The sequence below is a fragment of the Paenibacillus sp. V4I3 genome (genome assembly GCF_030817215.1).
In the GTDB taxonomy this organism is placed as follows: Bacteria; Bacillota; Bacilli; order Paenibacillales; family NBRC-103111; genus Paenibacillus_E.
The window spans coordinates 4331434-4353245 of the sequence record NZ_JAUSZA010000001.1; the positions used below are offsets into that span (position 1 = coordinate 4331434).

Here is a 21812-nt window from a genome sequence, read left to right on the forward strand (position 1 = left end):
AATGAAGAAAGCCCTGAGTATAGGGATGTGCCTTTTGCTTGGATTAAACATATTCCCGCTCATCATACATGCTGATGCTTCAACGGCGACTCCTTCGGCTCAGTCAACATCTGTACTCACGAATCCGACAGGATTGACAGCGGTTTCAAGTGATAATCTGGTTGCTTTAGCCTGGAATTCAGTATCGGGTGCCGTGATATACAAGGTGAAACGAAGCACGATAAACGGCGGACCATATGATACGATCGCAAGTAACATTTCAACTATATCTTACACGGATACTTCGGCTTTAAACGGCACGGTGTACTACTACGTTGTGACGGCTGTCGGCTCAACAATGGAGAGCATGATCTCGAATCAGGCTAAAGCAGCTCCATATACTCCGATTTCGGGGGTTCCTGCGGTTCCTGTTGATTTCTCGGCCTCAGCAAACGACGGCAGCGTAGAATTATCCTGGACGGCAGTTCCTGGAGCAGCTTCTTATTCTTTAAAAAGAGGCGATACGAGCGGCGGACCGTATACGGCCGTTGGCAGTGGTCTGACTTCAACAACTTATAAGGATACTACGGTTACAAACGGGAAGCAGTATTATTATGTCGTCTCCGCTGTAAATTCAAGCGGTGAAAGCCAACATACAGATGAGCTAATTGTCTCACCTGCTAGGGTTGTTACGGTAGCACAGGATGGAAGCGGCGATTTCACAAACGTGACTAATGCTCTTGCAACCATTCCAGCTAACAATAATGTCCGTACGGTCATTTATATCAAAAAGGGTACATATCGGGAAAGATCGATCGTAACCGCTCCTTATGTAAGCCTTGTGGGCGCTGGACGGGATGATACGAAAATCGTTTACGACCTTTCAAACGCAGATATGCCTAACCAAGCTGTAAATGGTGCAACCGTAGCTGTAAGCGGAGATTATTTTACTGCAGCTAATCTGACGATTGAAAATGACTCCAAGCCGAGCGACGGTCAGGCTCTGGCCTTATCGGTTAACGCAGACCAAGCCGTGTTTGAGAATGTGAAGCTTGTCGGCTACCAAGATACGCTGTACGCGGGTATCCGAGCAGCTAGTCCGCGACTTGGCAGACAGTATTATCGCAACAGTGTGATTATGGGGCGTACAGACTTTATTTATGGTCCGGCCAGCGCAGCCGTATTCGATCATGTCGATGCCGTCAGCATCAATGTATCGGACTCGGGCGGTTATGTTACGGCGGCTGCAACAAAAAATGAAACCGATCCTGGACTTGTGTTTATCAATTCAAGGCTTCTGAAAGACAATTCCACAAATGGCCTTCATTATTTGGGCCGGCCATGGCAGGATAAGCCGTCGACACGTTACATCAATACCTGGATGGATAGTCATATACACCCTGAAGGATGGACGACCATGCAAGTTCCGTCTTTCTTCTACGGAGAATATAACAGCACCGGTCCGGGTGCAAATCCGGATAAGCGGGTCATGGGAACACAAATGACAGCTGACGAGGCTAGTGCCTTAACGATTCCGCGCATGTTTGACGGATGGGATCCAAGTAAATCGGTCATTATTCCAATGATATTTCCAAAACTTACTCCTGCTGTTTCTCCAGCGTTGCCAGACGGGCAAAATGGCGCATATACCAAACCTGTGATGGTTTATATGGAAGTGGACGGAGCGCTTCCAGAGGACAATCGGGTTCAGTATCGGATAAATGGCGGAAACTGGGCTGCCTATACGGCTGAATTCGAGGTTGGCCAAACAGGTACGAACATGATCGAATATCGTTTTGTCGACAAAGCAGGCAATGCGAGCGTTGTAAAACCATTGACAATCAAGATCGATCCGGCTGCCTCAACAAGAGTTCCGGCTTTCCCGGGGGCTGAAGGAGCCGCCATGTATGCAAAAGGTGGACGCGGGGGCCAGGTTTATGAAGTAACGACCTTACAGGATTATGACCCTTCGAAGGGCGAAGCCGCTATTCCGGGTTCTTTGCGAGATGCCGTGAGCATAGGAAATCGGACGGTAGTGTTTAGAGTGTCCGGTACGATTAACCTGAAGAGAGGACTAGATATTACTTCCGGGAACCTGACTATTGCAGGGCAAACTGCTCCGGGTGACGGTATAGCTGTAAGCGGTTATATGGTTAAGTTCGGAAATAACGATGTAGGAACAGATCTTATTATCCGATATATTCGTTTTAGAAATGGCATTAACGTGTTAAGCGATACAGCTGACATTTCGGGCAACAATATTATTGTCGATCACTGCTCCTTCAGTTGGAGCACAGACGAGACGTTCACGGTGAAAAATCGTAAAAACTTTACAGTCCAGTGGAGTATCATTAGCGACAGCCTGAACCAGTCGATTCATGGCAAAGGAGCGCATGGTTACGGGGGAATATGGGGAGGAACGAATGCGACCTATCACCATAACCTGATCGCCAACCATAACAGTAGAAACCCGCGTTTCGACCGACAAACAGATCCGGACAATTACCCGACCAAAATCGACTATCGCAATAACGTTGTTTATAACTGGGGTGCAAACTCAGCGTACGGCGGCGAGCAGGCAACGGGCATCAACATGATCAACAACTACTACAAGCCAGGTCCGAGTACCTTTGATAACGTAAAAAGCCGGATTGTCGCGCCTTCCAGCGCAATTTTTAGCGGCACATGGTACATCGACGGCAACTATATGGAAGGATCACCTGATGTTTCGGCAAATAACTGGGTTACAAACAGCAATGGGTCATGGAAAGCAATCAGCCCTGAAGGACCCTTAGTTCGCAAGTATGAGCCGATGGTAATTCCAGACGCATCGGACCCTATCGGTGGTTCCGTTACTACGGACACGGCGCAAGTCGCCTATGAGAAAGTGCTGCAAAGTGCGGGCGCCTCTTTGCCAAAGAGGGATTCTTTGGATGCTAGGATTATGAATGATGTCAGAAATGGTTCTGGGAGAATTACCAATTCGATCCAGAGTGACGGGGGATTGCCCGAATTAAACTCGGTGCCTGCACCTCAGGATAACGATCACGACGGAATCGCGGATACTTGGGAAATGGGAAATGGCCTAAATCCGAGTGTTAGTACGGACAGTGTATTGATCGCTAGTAACGGATACACGAACTTGGAAAATTATATGAATTCTTTGGTAGTTTCGGTTTCAGATAATCCGACTATCACGACATCAAGTCCTAATCACCAAACATCGTTTCAAGTTGGAACTCCCATCACGATCACTGCTGATGCAGCGGATAATGAGGGAATTGCTAAGGTTAAGTTTTATTCCGGTGATCAAGAGCTTGGTGAGGACAATACGGCACCGTATTCCTTCACTTGGGAAAATGCGCCGGAGGGTGAGCATTATATGTATACAAAGGCGATAGACAATGCAGGATATATGACTTTGTCCGCCGTAAGCATTATTTATGTGAACGGGCCAAACAATACAGCCCCTATGTCCTCACAGGATATTGGCCAAGTAGCGATTGCTGGGAGCGCTAGCTTGGAAGGAACGACATATACAGTAAAAGGATCCGGAGAGTTGAGAAGCGGCAAGGATTCATTCCACTATGTGTACCAACCAGTTCAAGGGAACTTTGAGATGCTCGCCTATGTAAACTTCGATTCTGAGATTGATGATACGGCTAAAGCCGGATTAATGATTCGCAACAGCCTTGCAGCCGATTCTCCCGCTTCAGCTATCGTATTAACACCGGAACCGAACGAAACCATCGATACCAGCGGAAGAAAAGCTCTCTTTATGAACCGGAGCACAGCGGGTGGAAGCTACAGCACAAATGGTGTAACATCAAGCACGCTTAAAGCGCCATTCTGGTTGAAAATTGTAAGAAATGAGAATGTTGTTTCCGGATTTGTGTCTACGGACAAAAATAGTTGGGCACTGGTCGACTCTGCAAATGTGAATTTGCCAGACCAGGTCTATGTCGGTATGGCTGTTGATGCAGGTAAAGCGACAAGCAACTCTGATTATTTAACAGCCGCCACATTTTCTAATGTGAGTTTTAACCGATCTGCCGGATTTACCGTAAGCAATGCGGTCAGCGAAACAGTTAACATTCCTATTTACACGATTAAAGGGAATATGATCGATAGTGCTAAATTGACGGTTGCTAATAATGGAACAACTGTTGTCGACGCCGTTTATACAGAAGCTGGATCGGCATTTGTGCATCAAATTCAACTTGTTGATGGAATAAACACGATCACAGTCTCTGCGAAGAGTGATATTCTTGGCGATGTGATAAATACCAAAACAATCACGGTAACGTACAACAAATCCGCGGTTGTCATTACAAGTGAAATACCTGCGACCGTAAACGCTGCCGACTTTAACTTATTGGCTAGCGTAAGCCGAAACTCGAGTGTGACGGTTAAAATAAACGGAAATACGGTGCTGGATAAAGCTAACAAGTTGGCAAACGAACCGTTTAACGTTCCGTTAAACTTGCAGGAAGGTCCAAACGAAATCGTCATTTATGCTGTTGATGAGTACGGTATTGATTCAACAAATACGTATTCAATAACCCATGTTCAAGATTGGGGCAGCGGACTGTTTGCTTTTTCGGGGTTGTCCTTAAGCGATTTGAGTGGAACCGAACTTTCAGGCTTAAGCGGCTCACAGGATACAATGGTGACTGTGACTGTTCATAACAATTCCGAAGTCGCTCAAAGCGGTGTATTTGTAATCGCCCTTTATAACCAACAAGACCGGAAGGTAAAATATTCCTTCATCACTCAAACGATTTCTGGACACGGGGATAAACAAATCAAGGCGGTTGTGAATGTGCCGAAGGATATCGCCGGATACAAAGTGAAGGCATTTGCACTTAAAAAAATGTCTGATAACACGCCAATTTCCAACACCATCATTAGTCCTTAAAAGATGAGGAGGAATACGATTGAAAAGATGGTCAATTATCATACTATCACTCCTATTATGCTTAGGTATGATGGCTCCGTTCGCGATAGCTGCATCGTTGACGGTAAGCGCATCGTTTGATAACGTTACCCGAATCGTAACGATTTCAGGCCATTTAGGTTCAGAGGAAGGGCAGATCGTTAGCGTTCAAGTCAGAAGCCCTTTGAATCAATTGGATTATTTGAACCAAAGTAGGAGTGGTCCAGGTGGAGCTTTCCAGTTTACTTATAAGACCAGCCAAGAAGTTCCTGGAACGTATCACGTAACCGTCGGTGGACAAAATGCCGACACAATTGCCACTGCTACATTTCATATTGAACCCATTATTGTGGAACTTGAGGCAAAAGTGTCACCTGAGCAACCTGACGGACAAAATGGGTGGTATATGCATCCGGTTAACGTTACCATCGAAGCTGTGAACGGAATACCCGAAGACAACAAGATCGAATACCGTATTAATCAAGGGGCTTTGACAACATACAATTCAGTGATTAATGTTAATACGGATGGTACATATGCTGTTGAATACCGCAGTGTTGATGAGGAAGGAATTCCTGGTAAAGTAAAGTCAACGACCATTAAATTAGACACACAGGCACCGGTTACCACCGCTTCAACAAGTCCAATTGACGGAAAGAACGACTGGTATATCTCGAATCCGACGGTGACGCTCGCGGCAACTGATAACATCTCGGTCACTCAAACGGTATATCGTATCGACGGATCTGGTTGGTCTACCTATTCTCAGCCCGTTACTTGGTCTGTTTACGGCGTCCATTCGCTTGAATACAAGAGTATCGATCAAGCTGGAAATGAAGAAGCTGTAAAATCGATATCACTGAAAGTTGATAAGGCAACCCCAACGCTAAGTATCGCATTGGATAAGACCACTTTGTGGCCTGCGAATAAAAAGCTGGTTACAGTTACCGCCAGTGTTTATGCATTGGATGATATGTCCCAAATCGACTCCATCGTGCTGACTTCTATTACAAGCAACGAGAAGGTAGAACTGGATGATATTCAAGATGCAAATTATGGCACTTTTGACACGTCCTTTAGACTTCGCGCTGAAAGAACAGGTAAAAGTTCGGGACGGGTTTATACCATAACGTATATGGCTACAGACAAAGCGGGGAATAAAGCTATTGCAACAGCGACGGTCAAGGTACCTCACGACCAAGGCATTAACAATTACGAAGAGTATGAAGATGAAAATGTGAAATAACCTCAGGGACATATGTATAGGAGGTTAAGAACATATATCTAGATCCGCGCCCAGCGCGGATTTTTTTTTGGTTATAGTGGTTTTCATCGACAGAGTTGCCTGCAAAGTTGGTTCGGATTATCGCTCGGTATTTGTGATGAAGGTAAATTGATTAATCGAATCCTGGTTTGACATAAAGGAAAATTATAGATATATTTTATTTATTCCGACTGTACGGTATAAAAAAACTTAGATAAACGAGGAGGAGAAAAATGCCTAAAGTAGGAATGGAGCCAAAGCGTCGAGCTGACGTCATTAACGCCACACTAATTTGTATCAGCAGACACGGGATTGATGGTATGACTCTGGATAAGGTCGCTGAGTATGCGGACTGCTCAAAGGGTGTTGTTACTTATTATTTTAAGAATAAAGATAACTTGATCATTGAAGCATTCAAGTCGTTCTTAGCCTATTATGGTGTAAAGATCCAATCAGAAATCCAGAAAACGATGACAGCTGAGGAAATGATCGATGTCACGCTGAAGCACATCCTCCCGCCATATAGCGATGATATACAAAAGACGGTCAATGTTTCGGAACTTGATGGGATTGAGAGGATGTTTATCCCGCATGAAGATCAAGCCAAGCTTTTTCTTCAGTTCTTTTCCAAAGCTGTATTGGATCGCAATTTACAAGAGGTAGTATCCAAGAGCTATATGGAAGATCTTCACGGCATTGCAAGGATCTTTGATTACGGTAACATGTCGGGGCAAATGAGGGTGGACGACTCCAAAAGCGCCGCTTACGGCCTTCTGGCGATGGTGGTTGGATTAAGCTTCTTTAGAGTAGCGAATATCCCTCCATTGAATAATGAGGATAATCGATTTATCTGTGAGGATTATGTCAGAAAATTAATTAAAGGTTGAACGCGGATGGAGGACGAATATGAAAATAATTACAATCAAAAAGAACGATGTAGAAATTGCCGTCGTTGAAAGCAACGAAATATGTTCCTGGTGGAGAAATAGACTTAAGGGACGATCGAACAAGATCTAAATGGAAGGTTAACATACAACCGTTTCTACTTGCCAAGTATCCTGTCACGAAGGAACTTTATTTTGCCATTTCACAAAAATCATCTATTTCTTATGTCGCAGATCAAAATCCGGTTGTGAATATATCATGGAATGATGCGATTTCCTTTTGTAATCTACTTTCTCAGAAAGCTGGTTTGAAGGAGTGTTATTCGATAAGTAATGATGGTGAAAATATCATCTGTGATTGGGAATCAGATGGCTATCGCCTCCCTTCCGAAGCGGAATGGCAGTACGCGTGTAAAGCAGGAACTACAGGATATAGATACGGAGAACTTGAAAAAATTGCTTGGTATAATGAAAATTCAGCTGGCACGACCCATGAAGTAGGAAGAAAGAAACCGAATGCATGGGGGCTGTATGATATGTTAGGGAATGTTTGGGAGTGGTGTTGGGATTTATACGATGAGAACGTATACGGCTCTTACCGAATTTTTCGCGGTGGCAGCTGGGCTGAAGAGGCCAGAGGTTGTGGGGCTTCTTGTCGTCGTCGCAGTCACCCGACATTTACTATCGATGACCTTGGATTCCGCCTTGCCAAGTCTATATAAGTGGTGTTGTCAAGCTCATAAAAACTTATGTCAACAGACATGGGTTTTTCTTTTTGTTGTAAGGCATGCTAATCGCTGAGAAATCAACATATTTTGAATTTTCTGTTTTAGGATTCTGGAATAATGGTAAAGGCAATAGTTCGAATTGGTGCATCCAGGTCATTACTTTCGTTAGCAGTGTTGTAGTATTTTATCACTAGGTCGTTTAATTCATTTTGAAACTTTTTGAAATTTTCATCATCAAGCTTTAATTCTACAAGTGAAAAAGTAGAACGATCATATGAGCAATCTTGTTCTTCTAATTTGGTAAGATAGTTTTGATATTGAGTCATAAGCGATAATTGGTAATGCGAAATATAATTCAGCTTTTCCTTATTAGAAGACTTTTTCCAATCATCTGCACTAAGTCGGGCTTCTTCTTCATTTAATGTGTAGTATTTTTCGGAAATGGATCTCACTTTTTTTTCTTTTATAATGCGGATAACTCCAGCATCTAACAAAACTTGTATATGTCTATATAGCGTTGCCTGAGGCACATCTTTAATGATTTTTACCATTTCAAGTGAAGTCAGTCCATTTTCTTTGTTTCTCATTAAAGCTTGAGAAATCTTCATCCTTACTGGGTGTAGGATAATTTCAGCTTTATTAACCATTTTGTTCTCCCCAATCATAAAAAGATCTCGTTATTATCTATAATGATAATATTCTCATTGTAAATAACAATGAGAATTTAAACAACATTCTTTAAAGAAAAAAAATAAGTGTAACATTTTACCTTCTTATGTTATCATTATCGATAATGATAACAAAAGTTGTTGATAATGACTTTAGGGGAGATGGTTAATTTGCAAATGCATTATGGGTGGAACGAATTAAAAGAATTTGATTTCATGTCTGTGTTGCCGGTTATTTTACCGGTCTTAGCTGTAGGAATGGTTTTGATCCTAATAGCATTAATGGATTTATACAAGCACAGAAAAACGAGGAAAAATGTTTTGCTGTGGACTCTCATTATTATTTTTCTAAACATGTTTGGTCCGATTCTGTACTTTGTTATTGGCAGGAAGGAACGTGAAAGTGTATGAAATTAGAAGTCAAAAATGTTACTAAAACATATAAAACAAAAACGGCTGTAAATAACTTTTCAATGGTTCTGCAATCTGGAGAATGTGTGGGATTGATAGGCCCGAATGGGGCTGGTAAATCGACACTCATCAAAGTTATTTCAGATATTATTAATCCTACAACGGGAGAAGTATTGCTTAACGGAAAGAAAATTTCGCAATTGAAAAAGGAAATTGGCTACTTACCACAGTACCCTAACTTTTATCACTGGATGACTGCACAAGAAACTCTTGCTTTCATGGGAGAACTATCAGGATTAAGTAAAGAAGAATTATCAAAAGCTATCCCAGAAATATTATCGAAAGTAGGGTTAAGTGGAGAAGAGAATTCAAAAGTTGGAACATTTTCAGGTGGAATGAAACAGAGACTTGGCATTGCACAGGCGTTGTTACACAAACCATCATTGATTGTAATGGATGAGCCGGTATCGGCATTAGACCCAATTGGTCGAAGAGAAGTACTGAATCTAATACAAGAAATCAAGAGAGAGACGACGATTTTATTGTCGACGCATATATTAAGTGATGCTGAAGAAATTTGTGAAAGATTTATTATCATCAAAAATGGGCAAAAAATTGAAGATACAACCATCTCCGACTTGTTAAACAGCAATAGCCAAAATAAAATGATTTTTGAAGTTACGTCTATCGATCAAGAATGGATGAAAGTTTTGAAAAATTTGAACTATGTAAAAAATGTAGAGGCAGTAGGAAATAAAATAAAAATACAAGTTGAAAATATAGGCTTGAATAAGAATAAGTTACTAAGAAGTGCTCTGGAACATCAGGTTGACCTCGTAAAGTTTGAAATCAATAACGATACATTAGAAGAGATATTCATGAAGTTGGTGGTGGAAAAATGAATCATTTTAATGTGCTAATGAAAAAAGAATTTGTTCAAATGGTTCGTGAATTTAAAGTTATTTGGCTGCCTCTAGTATTTATATTTTTAGGAATAACTCAGCCAGTTGTTAGTCATTATTTACCCTCTATATTAAAATCACTCGGTGGAGCACAAGGTATCACAATTGATCCTAGCATGGCTGCTCAACAAGGTGGTGAAGTACTCGCAAGTACTTTAGCTGCTCAATTTGATCAGTTAGGAGTTATCATTATTGCAATTTCGATGATGGGAATCTTACAGATAGATAAAGTCAACGGTATGCTAGCTTTTATTCTTACAAGACCGGTCACTGTAGTATCGTACATAGGTGGGAAAATAATTGCTAATTACATATTTGTTGCTTGTTCTGTAGTGATAGGTTACTTGATTTCGTATGTGTATGTTAATTTGTTGTTTACAAATGTTAACTTTGTGGACGCGATAATAGCTTCGTTGTTTTATTTGTTATGGGTTCTGTTTATGGTATCCTTCATTACGATGGTAAGTACTATTTTTAATAGCCAAGGCATTATTGCATTAATTTCAATTGTAATTCTACTAGGCTGTAGAATTGTACTAGGTTTGAGTTCTGTTACAGATTTTATGAATCCAGCAAGTATGAGTAAACATGCCATGGAAGTATTAATTACAGGAGCAGTGAATCCCAGTGTAATATGGAATGTTTTAGTGGTACTTATATGGATTGTACTAACAATCATTGTAACGATCTTTTGGATTTCTGGTAAAAGATTTAATAATGAATAATGACATTCTTGTGAAGGTGATAGCAGCATAATCAAAAACTCATGTCAACAGACATGGGTTTTTCTTTTTTTTCTAAGGTATACTAATCTCGTTATACCGACAAAAATATCCTAAAAACCAAGGAGGTGATGTTTCATGACAACGAATAACAAACCCAATAGGTTAATCACCGAGAAATCGCCATACTTACTTCAACATGCTCACAATCCAGTGGAATGGTTCCCTTGGGGTGAAGTAGCATTTGACAAAGCGCAACGAGTGGGCTGCAATTACATGGTTAGGACACAGATATGGCATTCTAAAGGAAGCTATTAGTGCTCATGTTATGGAAATGTATTTTGCTTCGGTTTCAACACTACTTCCTCAAATCGAGGGAGTTATTAGTGAAAAAAGTGAGTTGTCTGGATTTGCCAAGCAAACAAAGCTGATAGAGTCTATTAACAAGTTGCTGGATCAAGATGGAGAATTTTCACTTGATGATGCTGTTCGTGTTTTCTATACTGACTTCGTTCTGGATAGTTTTATCTTGGGTCAAGCAATTAAATCTCCATTAAGTAGACATGCAATAGCACATGTAGCTGATACTAAGTTTCATGGATGGCTGACAATAAGTGAAAATACTTATGAAGAAGATACGGAAAGCCTGCTTTTAGTTATAGCTGATATTAGGGCTTATATAGAGAATTAGGAAACCAAGCAAAAGGTTCGCATGGTCTATTGTATATTAGAGACGCTACAGACAAACAGAGTCATAACTGTTTCAAAGTGTATGTTCTAGCTAGAGGTAAAGTTACGGAAAAAGAAGATATGTATTTGTCGCCTTGTAACCCAACAATTGAAGATTAAGCTTATGATGTTATATATATGAGTAATTTTATAAGCATGTCTGACGCTAGGAGAATATGATGATTGAAAATGCTGAAAAGCGATTGTCTGAATATATAAGTTCATCAGAGAAGGTAATACCAATTGAAGAATTAGAAGAGGTAAAGCACTACTATAAACATGGCGAATATGAAATGTCTCTTGAGGGGCTAGTTATTGAGTTTATGCGTATCAATGCCGATCCACCTGAAAGCACGATTTTATTAAAGAGGTAGGTTAGCATAGCAATTTCATGTATTGGAGGATAAACAGTTGTTGAACCAAGCATTTGATGGTGGTGAAGTTGTCCAAAAAGATGGGGAGATATGGGTAAGGGGTGGAGCCTTGCAGGATATTTTTGTTGGTGAATATCTCTATTTAGATAATAACGATTCTCTAACATCAAAATATTTCATTAAACAAATAAAGACCTATGGCAAGTATATTGATGGACTTTATGCTCCAATGACAGGCGATTTGCTTGTAGAGGTTGAGGGTGAACTAAAGACAGGCGAACATATAGAATAACATGGATTTCATTAAGCTTAACGGGCATGATAATGTAATACGATATCCTATATCTGAGCAAACGAGCGAAAAAGCAACTAGCAGCGTCATGCAATTAACCCCTCCGAACAAATCGGAGGGGTTACGGCGTAATCAGCCACCTCGCCCACATCATACACATATCCTTAACTTTCGATTTTCCAAGTCCTTATTCTGAAAAGCAACCAACTCGGGGAACCGTTTGGTCAAGTTATACAAGAAATATTTGATGAGGATTGTCAAGGCTTTATAAGTGTGAAAGAGCTTCCTGTGTTGTCCAAGTAGCACTGGCAAAAGCTTTGTAATTCGTAACGGCTGCTTGAAAATCCCTTTCACTTAGCGTTGCTGTAGCATCGTATACAACAGCCGTTTCAAACCCATTTTCGATTAAATGCCTCATATGGGACTCTACACAAATGTTTGAAAGTACTCCTGCAAGAATCGTCTTCTCTATTCTATGTTGTCGTAACTGGTATACCAAATCATTTGTTTGTGGGCTAGCAATTTTGTGTGGAGTTGAAACGACGGTTCTCCTATCAAAAATATAAGGTTTTAAAGAATGAACAAAATCAGCTCCTGGAGAAGGTGGTGTATACGCATTTGCCTTTTGATACATTTGAAGTCCTAATAACATATTTTGTTCATTTCCAGTAAATTGCCAGCCATAATCATGAGGGTATAAATAATGCGGTGATATGAAAAGTTGGTATCCTTTATATAAAGCAGTTCTCATTAATATTTCGAGGTTTTGTATAGTGTTATTTTGCTCAATATTATCTTTTGTTAGATGATAGCCTTTCCCCCCAGGACTCATGAAATCATTTTGTGGGTCTGTGATTACAATGGCGGTATTATTGGGATGTGGTTTAAACACCAAAATACATTCCTCCCTCGCAGCTACTGCTAAAAAACATTATAGGCATTTTATATGTATTTGCAATTTGTTTTATGTCAGATTTTATAAATGAAAAATGTTAATAGCTTGCATAGAACGAAGGTACTTGTAAAGCTATCTATCGGGAAACGATAATCCAATAAAAGAGAAGTTTCATTGGGTTGAACCTATGGGGGAAGTTACATAGAAATTGCCTTTTTTTTGTATTGAACGCCTTGCAAGGCGTTTTTTCATTTCTATTGTAAAAGGAATATAATAATAACATTCCAAAAGTTAGGAAGGAAATGTAAAATGTCTAAACGGAAACCAAACTTACTTATAAACGAAAAATCCCCCTATTTGCTTCAACACGCATACAATCCGATCAATTGGCACTCGTGGAATAGTGAAGCTTTTGAGATAGCAAAACTAGAGAATAAGCCCATATTTCTAAGTGTCGGATATAGTTGTTGTCATTGGTGTCATGTCATGGCACACGAATCATTCGAAGACCAAACCGTTGCAGACATGCTGAACAAAGATTTCATCTCGATCAAAGTGGACCGCGAAGAGCGTCCAGATGTCGACCATATCTATATGGCTGTTTGTCAGGCGATGACAGGGCAAGGGGGTTGGCCGCTTACGGTGTTTTTGACACCTGAGAAGAAGCCGTTCTTTGCAGGGACGTACTTCCCGCGCAGCCGGAAATATAATCGGGCAGGGATGGTAGAGATCGTAGCCCAGATGGCAGCGAAGTGGAAGGAAGACGCGGAGCGCATTCGCGAGGTGGGTGAGCAGGTTATCCAAGAAACAACGAGTCGATTGCTTGAGCACCGCACAGGTGGTGAGGTGTCCGAGGAGACTTTGCATGAAGCTTTCCGAATCTATGAAAGCATGTTCGATCCTCAACATGGTGGATTCGGTAATTCACCAAAGTTTCCAACCTCTCATAATCTATCATTTTTACTTAGATATCATCATAAAACAGGCAACGAACGTGCGCTTAAAATTGTTGAAAATACACTGGATGCTATGCATCGTGGAGGCATGTACGACCACATCGGATTCGGTTTCTCCCGTTATTCGGTGGATGAAAAATGGTTAGTGCCGCATTTTGAGAAGATGCTGTACGACAATGCGTTGTTAATTATGACATACATAGAAGCTTTTCAGGTGACCGGTAAAGCAAAGTATGCAGAAGTCGCTGAGCAGATCATTACTTACGTTCTTCGGGATATGACGGATGAGGGCGGAGCCTTCTATTCAGCGGAGGATGCCGACTCGGAAGGGGAGGAAGGCAAGTTCTACGTCTGGACGCCGGATGAAGTGGAGGACATATTAGGGATTGAGGAAAGCGATCTATATTCCGAGCTGTACGACATTACGGAGTCGGGCAATTTTGAGGGGCAAAATATCCCGAATTTAATTGGAACGACGATGGAATCTTTTGCGAAGCGTAAGCAAATCCCACTGGATGAGCTGAAGCAGCGCATCGAGGCTGCCCGCGTCAAGCTGTTCGAGCATCGCAAGCAGCGCATCCATCCGGGCAAGGATGATAAGATTCTGACCGCGTGGAACGGTCTGATGATTGTTGCGCTATCCAAGGCAGCACGCGCCTTGGATAAGCCAGCTTACGCGGAGGCAGCTGCGAAAGCTGCGGAATTCCTCCTGCGCGAGCTGCGCCGCGAGGATGGGCGGTTGCTCGCCCGCTATCGCGATGGCGAAGCGGCTTTCCTCGGCTACGTGGACGACTACGCGTTCCTCGTTTGGGGCCTCATCGAGCTGTACGAGACCACGTTCGAGCTTCGCTATCTCCGTGAAGCGATCCAGCTGAACGCAGAGATGCTTCGTCTCTTCGGAGACGAAGAGAAGGGCGGGCTCTTCTTCTACGGCAGCGATGCCGAGCAGCTGCTCACCCGCCCCAAAGAGATCTACGACGGCGCAATGCCGTCGGGCAACGCTGCAGCCGCGCTGAACCTGCTGCGGCTGTCCAGACTGACCTACGACGCGAAGCTGTCGCAGGCAGCAGATGAGCAGCTCCAGGCATTCGCCGGAGCTGTCGCGTCCTACCCGCCGGGCCACGCGCTCACGTTGGCCGCGCTCGACTTCGTGTATGGCGAAGCCAGCGAAATCGTCATCGCCGGCGATCCGGCGAAGCCAGAGACGCAGCTCATGCTGCGCACGGTGCAGCGGCAGTACCTGCCAAATGTGCTGCTAATTCTTCATCCGCCTGGAGCGGCGGGTGAAGAAGTGCGCAAGCTCATTCCGCTGGTACAAGACAAGCTGCCGCTTGGAGGGCAGGCTACGGCCTACGTGTGCCAGAACTTCGCCTGCCAAGCGCCGACGCAGGATCTCGAGGAGCTCGAAAATCTCTCCTCGAAACACTGATAATAATTATCATTATTGGTTACAATGAGAATAAGGGCAAGGAAAAAAGAGAAGAGGCCCCCGACAGGGCCTCTTTTTACGCTCTGGATTTTCACTCTAACTCTTACGCTCTAGCTCTAACGCTCTAGCTCTAACGCTCTAGCTCTAACGCTCTAGCTCTAACGCTCTAGCTCTAACGCTCTAGCTCTAACGCTCTAGCTCTAACGCTCTAGCTCTAACGCTCTAGCTCTAACGCTCTAGCTCTAACGCTCTAGCTCTAACGCTCTAACTCTAACGCTCTAACTCTAACGGACTAAATCTTTCGCTCTAAATCTTAGACTCAAACGTCTTACAATCCGTTTCCTCAGAATTACGAGCTTGGTCATTGCCGCGGTGACTCACGACATAAATCGAGCTCGCATTGCATTTGTTTTCGTTAGCCCAATATTTGCAGGAATTCACTTCACAAAGAACATCTTTAGCCATGCCTCTTTCACCTCCAATACATAATATAGGGATCTTTGTTCGAAGAACAAAGTCTCTCCTTTTTGGGATCTTTGTTCGAAGAACAAAGTCTCTCCTTTTTGGGATCTTTGTTCGAAGAACAAAGTCTCTCCTTTTTGGGATCTTTGTTCGAAGAACAAAGTCTCTCCTTAATTAGGGTGGTCGAAAGAGGCCTATTTTTATACATAGCTGGTAGGGTTTATTATTCACCTTAGCAATGATTACCCACATATACATGGAGTAGCTACAAACTTCAAGGGGTTGAACCTATGGCTAAGGATGAGCTGCAACAATGTGTTAGGTGTAAATATGTCGCGGATAAAGAAGATAACTACTGCATTCGTTGTGGAGCACCGCTTAAGAATAAGTGTACCAAAGAGAAAACCTTGCTGCATAAAGGGTGCTACAAAGTTAACAAGCCGGACGCCAAGTATTGTTCGGGCTGCGGTACTGAAACCATTTTTAGCGAATGGGGTCTTATCTGATCTGCATAAAAAAAGACCACAGCAGGTTTAATCTGTTTGTGGTCTAATTTTTTGTCTAATTTTTTTTGGACTATTTTTTTATGTATTCATTCATTTATTCTGCAAAATCAATTTCCATAAGTCCGCTTGATCATATCCAAGCCGCCATGCAGCGACACCAGCGATGTCGTACTTTTTCGCCATGTCCAGACGAGCTTTGACCGTAGCCTCATCTTCCAACCAGAAGATATAGGTGAACCCATCCTCTTGGTACTCGATCCGATATTGTTCGAAGGTCTTGTCCCAAGTTTGTTTGGTTGATTTGGAAGCCAATAAAGCTGGGATGTCTTTCATCAACAAGGTTCGATTACTTTGCAAGGCACCGGCTGAATCCAGCTTCCATTCACGCACATAGTAAGGGATACCTAGAATGATTTTGTCCCGTGGAATGCCATAGGAAAGGAATTCTTGAATACCGCCATCCGTCCAAGGAAGCCCGGCAACGGACCCCGCAGATGTACTGCCACGCCAGAATTGATCGTAGGCCATGATGACGACGTAATCTACCAGACTCCCCAGCTTCTCATGATCGAATGCAGAAAGATGGTTCCATTTAACACTACCACGCGGCAGATCAATGGATACAACTAAGCTGTTCAAGTGAGCGTAGGAGGTCAATTTGGTCATGAAGGCTGTAAAAGCATTACGATCCGAACCAGCCAGGCTTTCGAAATCCACATTAATGCCCGGAACGCCAAGCTGGACAGAGCGGTCTACCAAGGCTTTAACGAATTTGTCTTGGGCAGCGCTATCCGCAAGGAATTGAGTCGTCAAGGTTGAGCTAAATTGGTTGCTGACTAGCGGAATAAACGGTGTATCCATTCTTTTGCAACCATTTGACGGTATCGGCATTGGATTGATCCTTCAAATTACCTGCTGCATCCGCAAGCTCGAAATAGCTCGGAGAATCAACATCAAGTCCGACCGTATTATTCAGATGCGCTTTAATCGCATCACCACCGGCCATGCCGTTCCAGCCCCATACCTGCAGCTTTTTGAAATTATCCCATAGGAAGCGATGATCGAGCGTTTGAACAGAAGAATTACTATATTGCACACTGTAACTTAAAGCTTCGGGAATCGTCTTGAATTCCCCAATGAGTGCTGTATTCTGAAACACTTGATATGAGGCGTAATTGTTCCAAATTTTGCGGCCATCCATGAAGATGGAGCTGTGTCCCCATAGACGTGCGTAGTCTGCTGCTTCATTCAAGGAAGCAAAGTCCTGCAAAAACGTATCATTCTGAAATACTTTATAAACTTTAAGATTGCTATAAACGGTTTTTTGCGTATTTTTATTAACGACGGAAGAATTTCCCCATTTGAGAGCTTCGTCAATAGCGTCCTCTAAGGATGCAAATTCCCAATTATTTGCTGAAAATGTACCTTGAAACACCTTATAAATAAGCTCGCCAGTGCGAAGTGCTTGCTTTTCCTCGCTTGAAATATTGTCCCAAATCCACTTATTACTGTTTAAATCAATAATATGAGCGCCGCCCCATTTCTTCGCTTCGGCAACGGCTTCGTTCAGTGTTAGATACTTCCATGAATCCTGCGTGATCTCATTTTGGTAGACCTGGAAATTAGGGTAGTTGTTCCACACCCAACCAGTGGATTGCAGGTCCCTAACACTTGCATTGGACCATTTCTTTGCTTCAGCGATGGCTGTGTCCAATGAGGCAAATTGCCATTCAGGCAATGTTACATCCAACTGAAAAACTTGATAGCGAGGGAAATTGTTCCATAGCCATTTACGAGTGCTAATTTCTTCGACATGACTATTCGTAAAGCCTTTTGCAAATGCTTCTGCTTGCCCATAAGCCGCAAATTCCATGAGTACATGATTGTATTGATAGACGCGATATTTCGTTGTTTTGTCCAAACTTGATTGAACTATACCTGCTGCCTGAACAGCATTTGGTACGCTCATTGATAATAATAGGGTGCCTGTGAGCATCCATTTCCCAATTTTCATCCATCACGCCTCTTTCTAGTAAACTACTTAATTGGACGTAGGATATGATAGTTTGGTTGCGATGGAAAATGTATGAAAATTAGTAGTCCCTTATTGATGTTGGACGATGGCACAACTTTCGAGTAACATGAGAAGTAATTAGACATTACCGTGATCACAACAAGGTGAGGGGAAGCAATCATGAAGCCGTATCCGGAGGCATATATCGATTATTTACTTTATTTCCATGCACAACGGGATTATTTTGAATGCCATGAAGTGATGGAGGAGTTCTGGAAGGAGCATCTTGGGGATACACGCAGCAGAACCTATGTGGCTCTTATTCAAATTGCTGTAGGTATGTATCATATTCGCAGAGGTAACCGCAATGGTGCTGTGAAAATGCTGCAAAGCGCGGGAAGGAATGCGGAAGCTCCTCATGTCCTTTCTTTGGGGCTAAACCCCGAGAAGCTTCAAGAGCTTCTTAACCAGGTTTGGTCTTCTATTGAGAAAGATGAATTTCTTTATGAGGATATTAATTTGCCTATTACTGACCCGGAACTTATAGAATTCTGCTTAAAAGAGTGCGACAGAAGAGGGCTGATATGGCAGAAGCCAAGCCTGATGGAAGATGAGCTGCTCATCCAAAAACATACGCGGAGAGATCGTTCAGAGGTAGTCAATGAAAGAGCAAGGCAGCAGCAGATCCGCAAGGAAAAGGGTGGCGCTAGATGAGTTCGGAAGGCAAAGTTCTAGTTGTAGATGACGAACCGAATATTGCTGAAGTCGTCAGATTGTATTTGGAGCATTCCAACTATGAGGCGATTATATTGCCTCGAGGGCAGGAAGTGCTTCGTACGATAATAAATGAAAAACCAAACTTGGTTCTACTAGATATCATGCTGCCTGATATATCCGGCTACGAGCTATGTGAGCAAATACGCAAAATGGAGGCCCCCTTTCATCAAACGCCAATCATTTTCCTCACGGCAAAAGGGGAGTCCATCGATAAGCTCAGAGGGTTTAATCTGGGGGTTGACGATTATTTGGTCAAGCCTTTCGATCCGAATGAGCTCATTGCCCGTATTAAGGCCGTGCTGCGCCGCACGATTCAAGTGCTTATGGAACTGTCTCAAACCCAGAATTCATCCCGCAAATGGCTGGAGATCGGCAATATAGTTATCGATCTTGAGCAGTATCGGGTCACAGTCGGTGGAAAACGGGTTGAGCTTACGCCGAAGGAGATTGAGCTGTTGTATTTCCTGACCAGCCATCCAAGCCGTGTATTTACACGAGAGGATCTTCTCGGTTATGTGTGGAATTTTGATTTTACAGGCGGTACGCGCACAGTGGATGCCCATGTGAAAAACTTGCGTAAAAAACTAGGACAGCATGACATGTGGTGCATCCAGACCCTGTGGGGAATTGGCTACTCCTTTGAGGTGGTTCAGCATGTTTAAACGTTGGTTGACGGGAAAGAGCAACAGCTTATATCTGAAAATTTTCCTGTCTTTTCTTGCGACTTGCGTGCTTTTTTTTGCTGGTCTTTTCCTGTTCTGGAATTACTATTTTACGGATTTATTTTATAAAGATAAGATCGAACTGATGGAGAAGCGTAATGTTGAAGTCACTCGCTTAATGAATTCTTTACAGGATGGAACGATCTCAACCCGAGAGCTGAAATATACGGTACGTATTTTAGCTAGAAGCATTAATGGACAAGTTTGGCTTGTTGACGACAAGGGGAATATTCTGAATGGCTCCTCGGATAGTGAAGGGAGAGCTATTCCTAAACAGATGGATACGCTCTTTATCGATGGTCTTCACGGTCATACCGGCTATGGAATGGTTGGCTTACCAACACCTGATGGACGAAATGTAAATCTGTTTACGTATCACGCCCCGTATCAACTAAACGGACAACCTATGGTCATCATTCTTCATTTTCCGGCTGGTGATATAAGTGAAGCCATTTCCGCAGTTCGCGTTAACATTCTGGTCCCCCTATTATTTTCACTGGTAGCTGTTGGGTTCATTCTGTTTTTCATTTCTCGCAAACTCGCAGGTCCGCTTCAACAGATGAATCGAGCCGCACTTGAGCTCGCGCATGGTGATTTCACGACACGGGTTCCGGTCACCTCACAGGATGAGGTAGGGCAGCTTGCTGCTAGCTTCAACTTCATGGTCGAACAGCTGGAGGAATGGGAAGGAACAAGACAGGAGTTTTTGACGAATGTATCCCATGAGCTGCGTTCTCCGTTAACTACACTTCGCGGTTTTATTGTGGCAATGAATGATAAGGTCATTCCTGAAGAGAAATATTCGCATTACCTGCATATCTGTGATCAGGAAGTTCAGCGGCTGCAGCGTCTTGTGACCGATCTATTAGATTTGGCGCAGATTCAAAACGGGGTCGATGTGTTCCGACTTAGGCCTGTATCTATCGCAGAAACACTTGAAGAATCCTTGGAACTGCTGAAGGCACCGATAGCAGCGAAGGAAATAAACTTTCACCTCATTCTTCCTGAGCCGGATAAGATGCCCTCCCAGGTTCAATTAGACCCTGATCGATTTGCCCAAATTGTACAGAATTTAATCTATAATTCGTTGAAATTCACACCAAAGGGCGGAACGCTAACGGTAGCTCTCGAAGAGCAGGAGCGCGAGGTTCATATGTATGTTCGTGACACAGGGGAAGGGATGACTGATGCCGAGTTAGAACGCATCTGGGATCGTTTCTATAAAGCAGATGAAGCTAGAACTTCGCGGTCCGACGTTAAGACAGGAACAGGTCTTGGACTTACGATTGTGAAGCATTTGGTTACTGGCATGAATGGAACGATACATGTTCGCAGTCGAGTGAGCGAAGGGACCGAATTTCGTGTTACTTTTCCTCGTATTACGTAGATCTTTCACAATTTTTTTACATCTAAAGCAAACTTAATTCATGATTATTTCGTATCCTGTTGCTGTTGGACAGGATTTTTTGTTTTGGAGGTGTATGTAAGGTGAAATACACACGGAAAATGGTGCTGTGTTTAACGCTCATTTCCTTCCTGCTAAGTGGTTGCAGTGGGCATATGCCATTGCTTGACAGCACTTCGGCATTGGCATCGCCTACGCCATCATCTGGGACAACTCCGCAGGAAGAACCCCCCGCTGAAGATGTCCAAAATCTTAGAGAGATGCAGCTCGTTATGTTGTTTCAGGGATTAATTCGAATGGATCGGCTTGACTCCCTAACCATAACGACCAAGCAGGCTGAGGCTATTCTGCCCTTTGTTCGCAAAAGTATGGATGAAGGAAGCATTACCGAGTCCGAGCAAAAACAAGTAATCAATGGCTTAACGCTTCCGCAGCGAACATTTCTGGATGAACAATCCAAACAAATGAAGAAGCGTATTGCGGCGCGGATGGACAATCTGGGTGAAGAGCTGTCCTCAGAAGAACGGGAAAAGCGAGTCAATGCGTTTATTCAAAAAAGAAAGGCGGAGCGCCAGGTTGAAGTAGGCATGACGGACCGTGGAAACGGTGAATTTCAGCTTTTTGACCAAAGAAGTATGGGAATCAGTGTAGAACAGCAGTTAATGGAGCTGCTTACGTCCAAACATGACTAAATTTA

General features: G+C 42.9%; 23 protein-coding genes. 18 read left to right on the top strand and 5 right to left on the bottom strand.

The features are described from left to right. Position 1 precedes the first annotated feature (1 nt). The 4 genes from QFZ77_RS19745 (at position 2) to QFZ77_RS19760 (ending at position 7785) form a co-directional block, all read left to right on the top strand. Positions 2-4897, top strand: coding sequence for a pectinesterase family protein (locus QFZ77_RS19745; protein WP_307442039.1), 4896 nt, complete (start codon positions 2-4; stop codon positions 4895-4897). Between the two features lie 19 nt (positions 4898-4916). Next, entirely contained in the window at positions 4917-6161 is a 1245-nt protein-coding gene (locus tag QFZ77_RS19750) for an OmpL47-type beta-barrel domain-containing protein (protein ID WP_307442041.1), read from the top strand. A 251-nt stretch (positions 6162-6412) separates the two neighbouring features. Further along, positions 6413-7066, top strand: coding sequence for a TetR/AcrR family transcriptional regulator (locus tag QFZ77_RS19755; RefSeq protein WP_307442042.1), 654 nt, complete (start codon positions 6413-6415; stop codon positions 7064-7066). Between the two features lie 65 nt (positions 7067-7131). Continuing rightward, a complete protein-coding gene (locus tag QFZ77_RS19760) occupies positions 7132-7785 on the top strand; it encodes a formylglycine-generating enzyme family protein (RefSeq protein ID WP_307442043.1) in 654 nt (217 codons plus the stop codon). Between the two features lie 107 nt (positions 7786-7892). Here QFZ77_RS19760 and QFZ77_RS19765 read toward each other — a convergent pair whose 3' ends face one another. Next, positions 7893-8438, bottom strand: coding sequence for a helix-turn-helix domain-containing protein (locus QFZ77_RS19765; RefSeq protein ID WP_307442045.1), 546 nt, complete (start codon positions 8436-8438; stop codon positions 7893-7895). Positions 8439-8630: 192 nt separating this feature from the next. Between QFZ77_RS19765 and QFZ77_RS19770 the strand changes: the two genes are divergently transcribed. From QFZ77_RS19770 to QFZ77_RS19800, 8 genes are all read left to right on the top strand, one after another. Then, positions 8631-8870 carry a PLD nuclease N-terminal domain-containing protein gene (locus tag QFZ77_RS19770; RefSeq protein WP_307442047.1) on the top strand — a complete coding sequence of 80 codons (240 nt, stop codon included), beginning with the start codon at positions 8631-8633 and terminating at the stop codon, positions 8868-8870. After that, a complete protein-coding gene (locus QFZ77_RS19775; RefSeq protein ID WP_307442048.1) occupies positions 8867-9772 on the top strand; it encodes an ABC transporter ATP-binding protein in 906 nt (301 codons plus the stop codon). Before QFZ77_RS19770 ends, QFZ77_RS19775 begins: the two co-directional genes overlap by 4 nt. Further along, a complete protein-coding gene (locus tag QFZ77_RS19780; RefSeq protein ID WP_307442049.1) occupies positions 9769-10557 on the top strand; it encodes an ABC transporter permease in 789 nt (262 codons plus the stop codon). Before QFZ77_RS19775 ends, QFZ77_RS19780 begins: the two co-directional genes overlap by 4 nt. 135 nt (positions 10558-10692) lie before the next feature. Beyond that, positions 10693-10872: a DUF255 domain-containing protein gene (locus QFZ77_RS19785; RefSeq protein WP_307442051.1), complete on the top strand. Its 180-nt coding sequence runs from the start codon at positions 10693-10695 to the stop codon at positions 10870-10872. Then, entirely contained in the window at positions 10799-11245 is a 447-nt protein-coding gene (locus QFZ77_RS19790; RefSeq protein ID WP_307450112.1) for a hypothetical protein, read from the top strand. The genes QFZ77_RS19785 and QFZ77_RS19790 overlap by 74 nt, the downstream gene beginning before the upstream one ends. A 29-nt stretch (positions 11246-11274) precedes the next feature. Beyond that, the gene (locus QFZ77_RS37860) at positions 11275-11403 is read left to right on the top strand and encodes an Imm7 family immunity protein (protein ID WP_373462624.1); all 129 of its coding nucleotides are present in this window, start codon (positions 11275-11277) and stop codon (positions 11401-11403) included. A gap of 56 nt (positions 11404-11459) precedes the next feature. Beyond that, positions 11460-11657, top strand: coding sequence for a hypothetical protein (locus QFZ77_RS19795; RefSeq protein WP_307442054.1), 198 nt, complete (start codon positions 11460-11462; stop codon positions 11655-11657). Positions 11658-11694: 37 nt separating this feature from the next. Further along, positions 11695-11949 carry a hypothetical protein gene (locus QFZ77_RS19800; protein ID WP_307442055.1) on the top strand — a complete coding sequence of 85 codons (255 nt, stop codon included), beginning with the start codon at positions 11695-11697 and terminating at the stop codon, positions 11947-11949. Between the two features lie 265 nt (positions 11950-12214). On the opposite strand, the gene QFZ77_RS19805 is transcribed toward QFZ77_RS19800, so the two are convergent. Beyond that, entirely contained in the window at positions 12215-12841 is a 627-nt protein-coding gene (locus QFZ77_RS19805) for a cysteine hydrolase family protein (RefSeq protein WP_307449661.1), read from the bottom strand. Positions 12842-13153: 312 nt separating this feature from the next. On the opposite strand from QFZ77_RS19805, the gene QFZ77_RS19810 reads away from it, so the two are divergent. Then, entirely contained in the window at positions 13154-15229 is a 2076-nt protein-coding gene (locus QFZ77_RS19810; protein WP_307442057.1) for a thioredoxin domain-containing protein, read from the top strand. Positions 15230-15535: 306 nt separating this feature from the next. Here QFZ77_RS19810 and QFZ77_RS19815 read toward each other — a convergent pair whose 3' ends face one another. Beyond that, positions 15536-15694, bottom strand: a complete 159-nt coding sequence (locus QFZ77_RS19815; protein WP_307442060.1) for a DUF1540 domain-containing protein — start codon at positions 15692-15694, stop codon at positions 15536-15538. A gap of 287 nt (positions 15695-15981) precedes the next feature. Between QFZ77_RS19815 and QFZ77_RS19820 the strand changes: the two genes are divergently transcribed. After that, a complete protein-coding gene (locus QFZ77_RS19820; RefSeq protein ID WP_029193210.1) occupies positions 15982-16197 on the top strand; it encodes a hypothetical protein in 216 nt (71 codons plus the stop codon). Positions 16198-16287: 90 nt separating this feature from the next. Here QFZ77_RS19820 and QFZ77_RS19825 read toward each other — a convergent pair whose 3' ends face one another. Both QFZ77_RS19825 and QFZ77_RS19830 read right to left on the bottom strand, forming a co-directional pair. Continuing rightward, positions 16288-17058 (bottom strand): glycosyl hydrolase family 18 protein, encoded by a 771-nt coding sequence (locus QFZ77_RS19825; protein WP_307442062.1) that lies wholly within the window; start codon positions 17056-17058, stop codon positions 16288-16290. Next, positions 17018-18211 carry a hypothetical protein gene (locus QFZ77_RS19830; RefSeq protein WP_307442063.1) on the bottom strand — a complete coding sequence of 398 codons (1194 nt, stop codon included), beginning with the start codon at positions 18209-18211 and terminating at the stop codon, positions 17018-17020. The genes QFZ77_RS19825 and QFZ77_RS19830 overlap by 41 nt, the downstream gene beginning before the upstream one ends. 180 nt (positions 18212-18391) lie before the next feature. Between QFZ77_RS19830 and QFZ77_RS19835 the strand changes: the two genes are divergently transcribed. The 4 genes from QFZ77_RS19835 to QFZ77_RS19850 all read left to right on the top strand — a co-directional run bounded on the left by QFZ77_RS19835 (position 18392) and on the right by QFZ77_RS19850 (position 21807). Continuing rightward, positions 18392-18925, top strand: a complete 534-nt coding sequence (locus QFZ77_RS19835; RefSeq protein ID WP_307442064.1) for a DUF309 domain-containing protein — start codon at positions 18392-18394, stop codon at positions 18923-18925. Then, positions 18922-19650, top strand: coding sequence for a response regulator transcription factor (locus QFZ77_RS19840; RefSeq protein WP_307442066.1), 729 nt, complete (start codon positions 18922-18924; stop codon positions 19648-19650). The genes QFZ77_RS19835 and QFZ77_RS19840 overlap by 4 nt, the downstream gene beginning before the upstream one ends. After that, positions 19643-21097, top strand: a complete 1455-nt coding sequence (locus QFZ77_RS19845; protein WP_307442067.1) for a sensor histidine kinase — start codon at positions 19643-19645, stop codon at positions 21095-21097. Before QFZ77_RS19840 ends, QFZ77_RS19845 begins: the two co-directional genes overlap by 8 nt. Positions 21098-21198: 101 nt before the next feature. Beyond that, positions 21199-21807 (top strand): hypothetical protein, encoded by a 609-nt coding sequence (locus QFZ77_RS19850; protein WP_307442068.1) that lies wholly within the window; start codon positions 21199-21201, stop codon positions 21805-21807. The last annotated feature ends 5 nt before the right edge of the window (positions 21808-21812 follow it).

What these genes read in the sequence shown, in the direction of transcription:
- QFZ77_RS19745 (WP_307442039.1), top strand. Translation starts at nt 2, where the DNA reads ATGAAGAAAGCCCTGAGTATAGGGATGTGCCTTTTGCTTGGATTAAAC.
- QFZ77_RS19755 (WP_307442042.1), top strand. Translation starts at nt 6,413, where the DNA reads ATGCCTAAAGTAGGAATGGAGCCAAAGCGTCGAGCTGACGTCATTAAC.
- QFZ77_RS19765 (WP_307442045.1), bottom strand. Translation starts at nt 8,438, where the DNA reads ATGGTTAATAAAGCTGAAATTATCCTACACCCAGTAAGGATGAAGATT.
- QFZ77_RS19775 (WP_307442048.1), top strand. Translation starts at nt 8,867, where the DNA reads ATGAAATTAGAAGTCAAAAATGTTACTAAAACATATAAAACAAAAACG.
- QFZ77_RS19780 (WP_307442049.1), top strand. Translation starts at nt 9,769, where the DNA reads ATGAATCATTTTAATGTGCTAATGAAAAAAGAATTTGTTCAAATGGTT.
- QFZ77_RS19785 (WP_307442051.1), top strand. Translation starts at nt 10,693, where the DNA reads ATGACAACGAATAACAAACCCAATAGGTTAATCACCGAGAAATCGCCA.
- QFZ77_RS19795 (WP_307442054.1), top strand. Translation starts at nt 11,460, where the DNA reads ATGATGATTGAAAATGCTGAAAAGCGATTGTCTGAATATATAAGTTCA.
- QFZ77_RS19810 (WP_307442057.1), top strand. Translation starts at nt 13,154, where the DNA reads ATGTCTAAACGGAAACCAAACTTACTTATAAACGAAAAATCCCCCTAT.
- QFZ77_RS19815 (WP_307442060.1), bottom strand. Translation starts at nt 15,694, where the DNA reads ATGGCTAAAGATGTTCTTTGTGAAGTGAATTCCTGCAAATATTGGGCT.
- QFZ77_RS19820 (WP_029193210.1), top strand. Translation starts at nt 15,982, where the DNA reads ATGGCTAAGGATGAGCTGCAACAATGTGTTAGGTGTAAATATGTCGCG.
- QFZ77_RS19825 (WP_307442062.1), bottom strand. Translation starts at nt 17,058, where the DNA reads ATGGATACACCGTTTATTCCGCTAGTCAGCAACCAATTTAGCTCAACC.
- QFZ77_RS19830 (WP_307442063.1), bottom strand. Translation starts at nt 18,211, where the DNA reads ATGAAAATTGGGAAATGGATGCTCACAGGCACCCTATTATTATCAATG.
- QFZ77_RS19835 (WP_307442064.1), top strand. Translation starts at nt 18,392, where the DNA reads ATGAAGCCGTATCCGGAGGCATATATCGATTATTTACTTTATTTCCAT.
- QFZ77_RS19840 (WP_307442066.1), top strand. Translation starts at nt 18,922, where the DNA reads ATGAGTTCGGAAGGCAAAGTTCTAGTTGTAGATGACGAACCGAATATT.
- QFZ77_RS19845 (WP_307442067.1), top strand. Translation starts at nt 19,643, where the DNA reads ATGTTTAAACGTTGGTTGACGGGAAAGAGCAACAGCTTATATCTGAAA.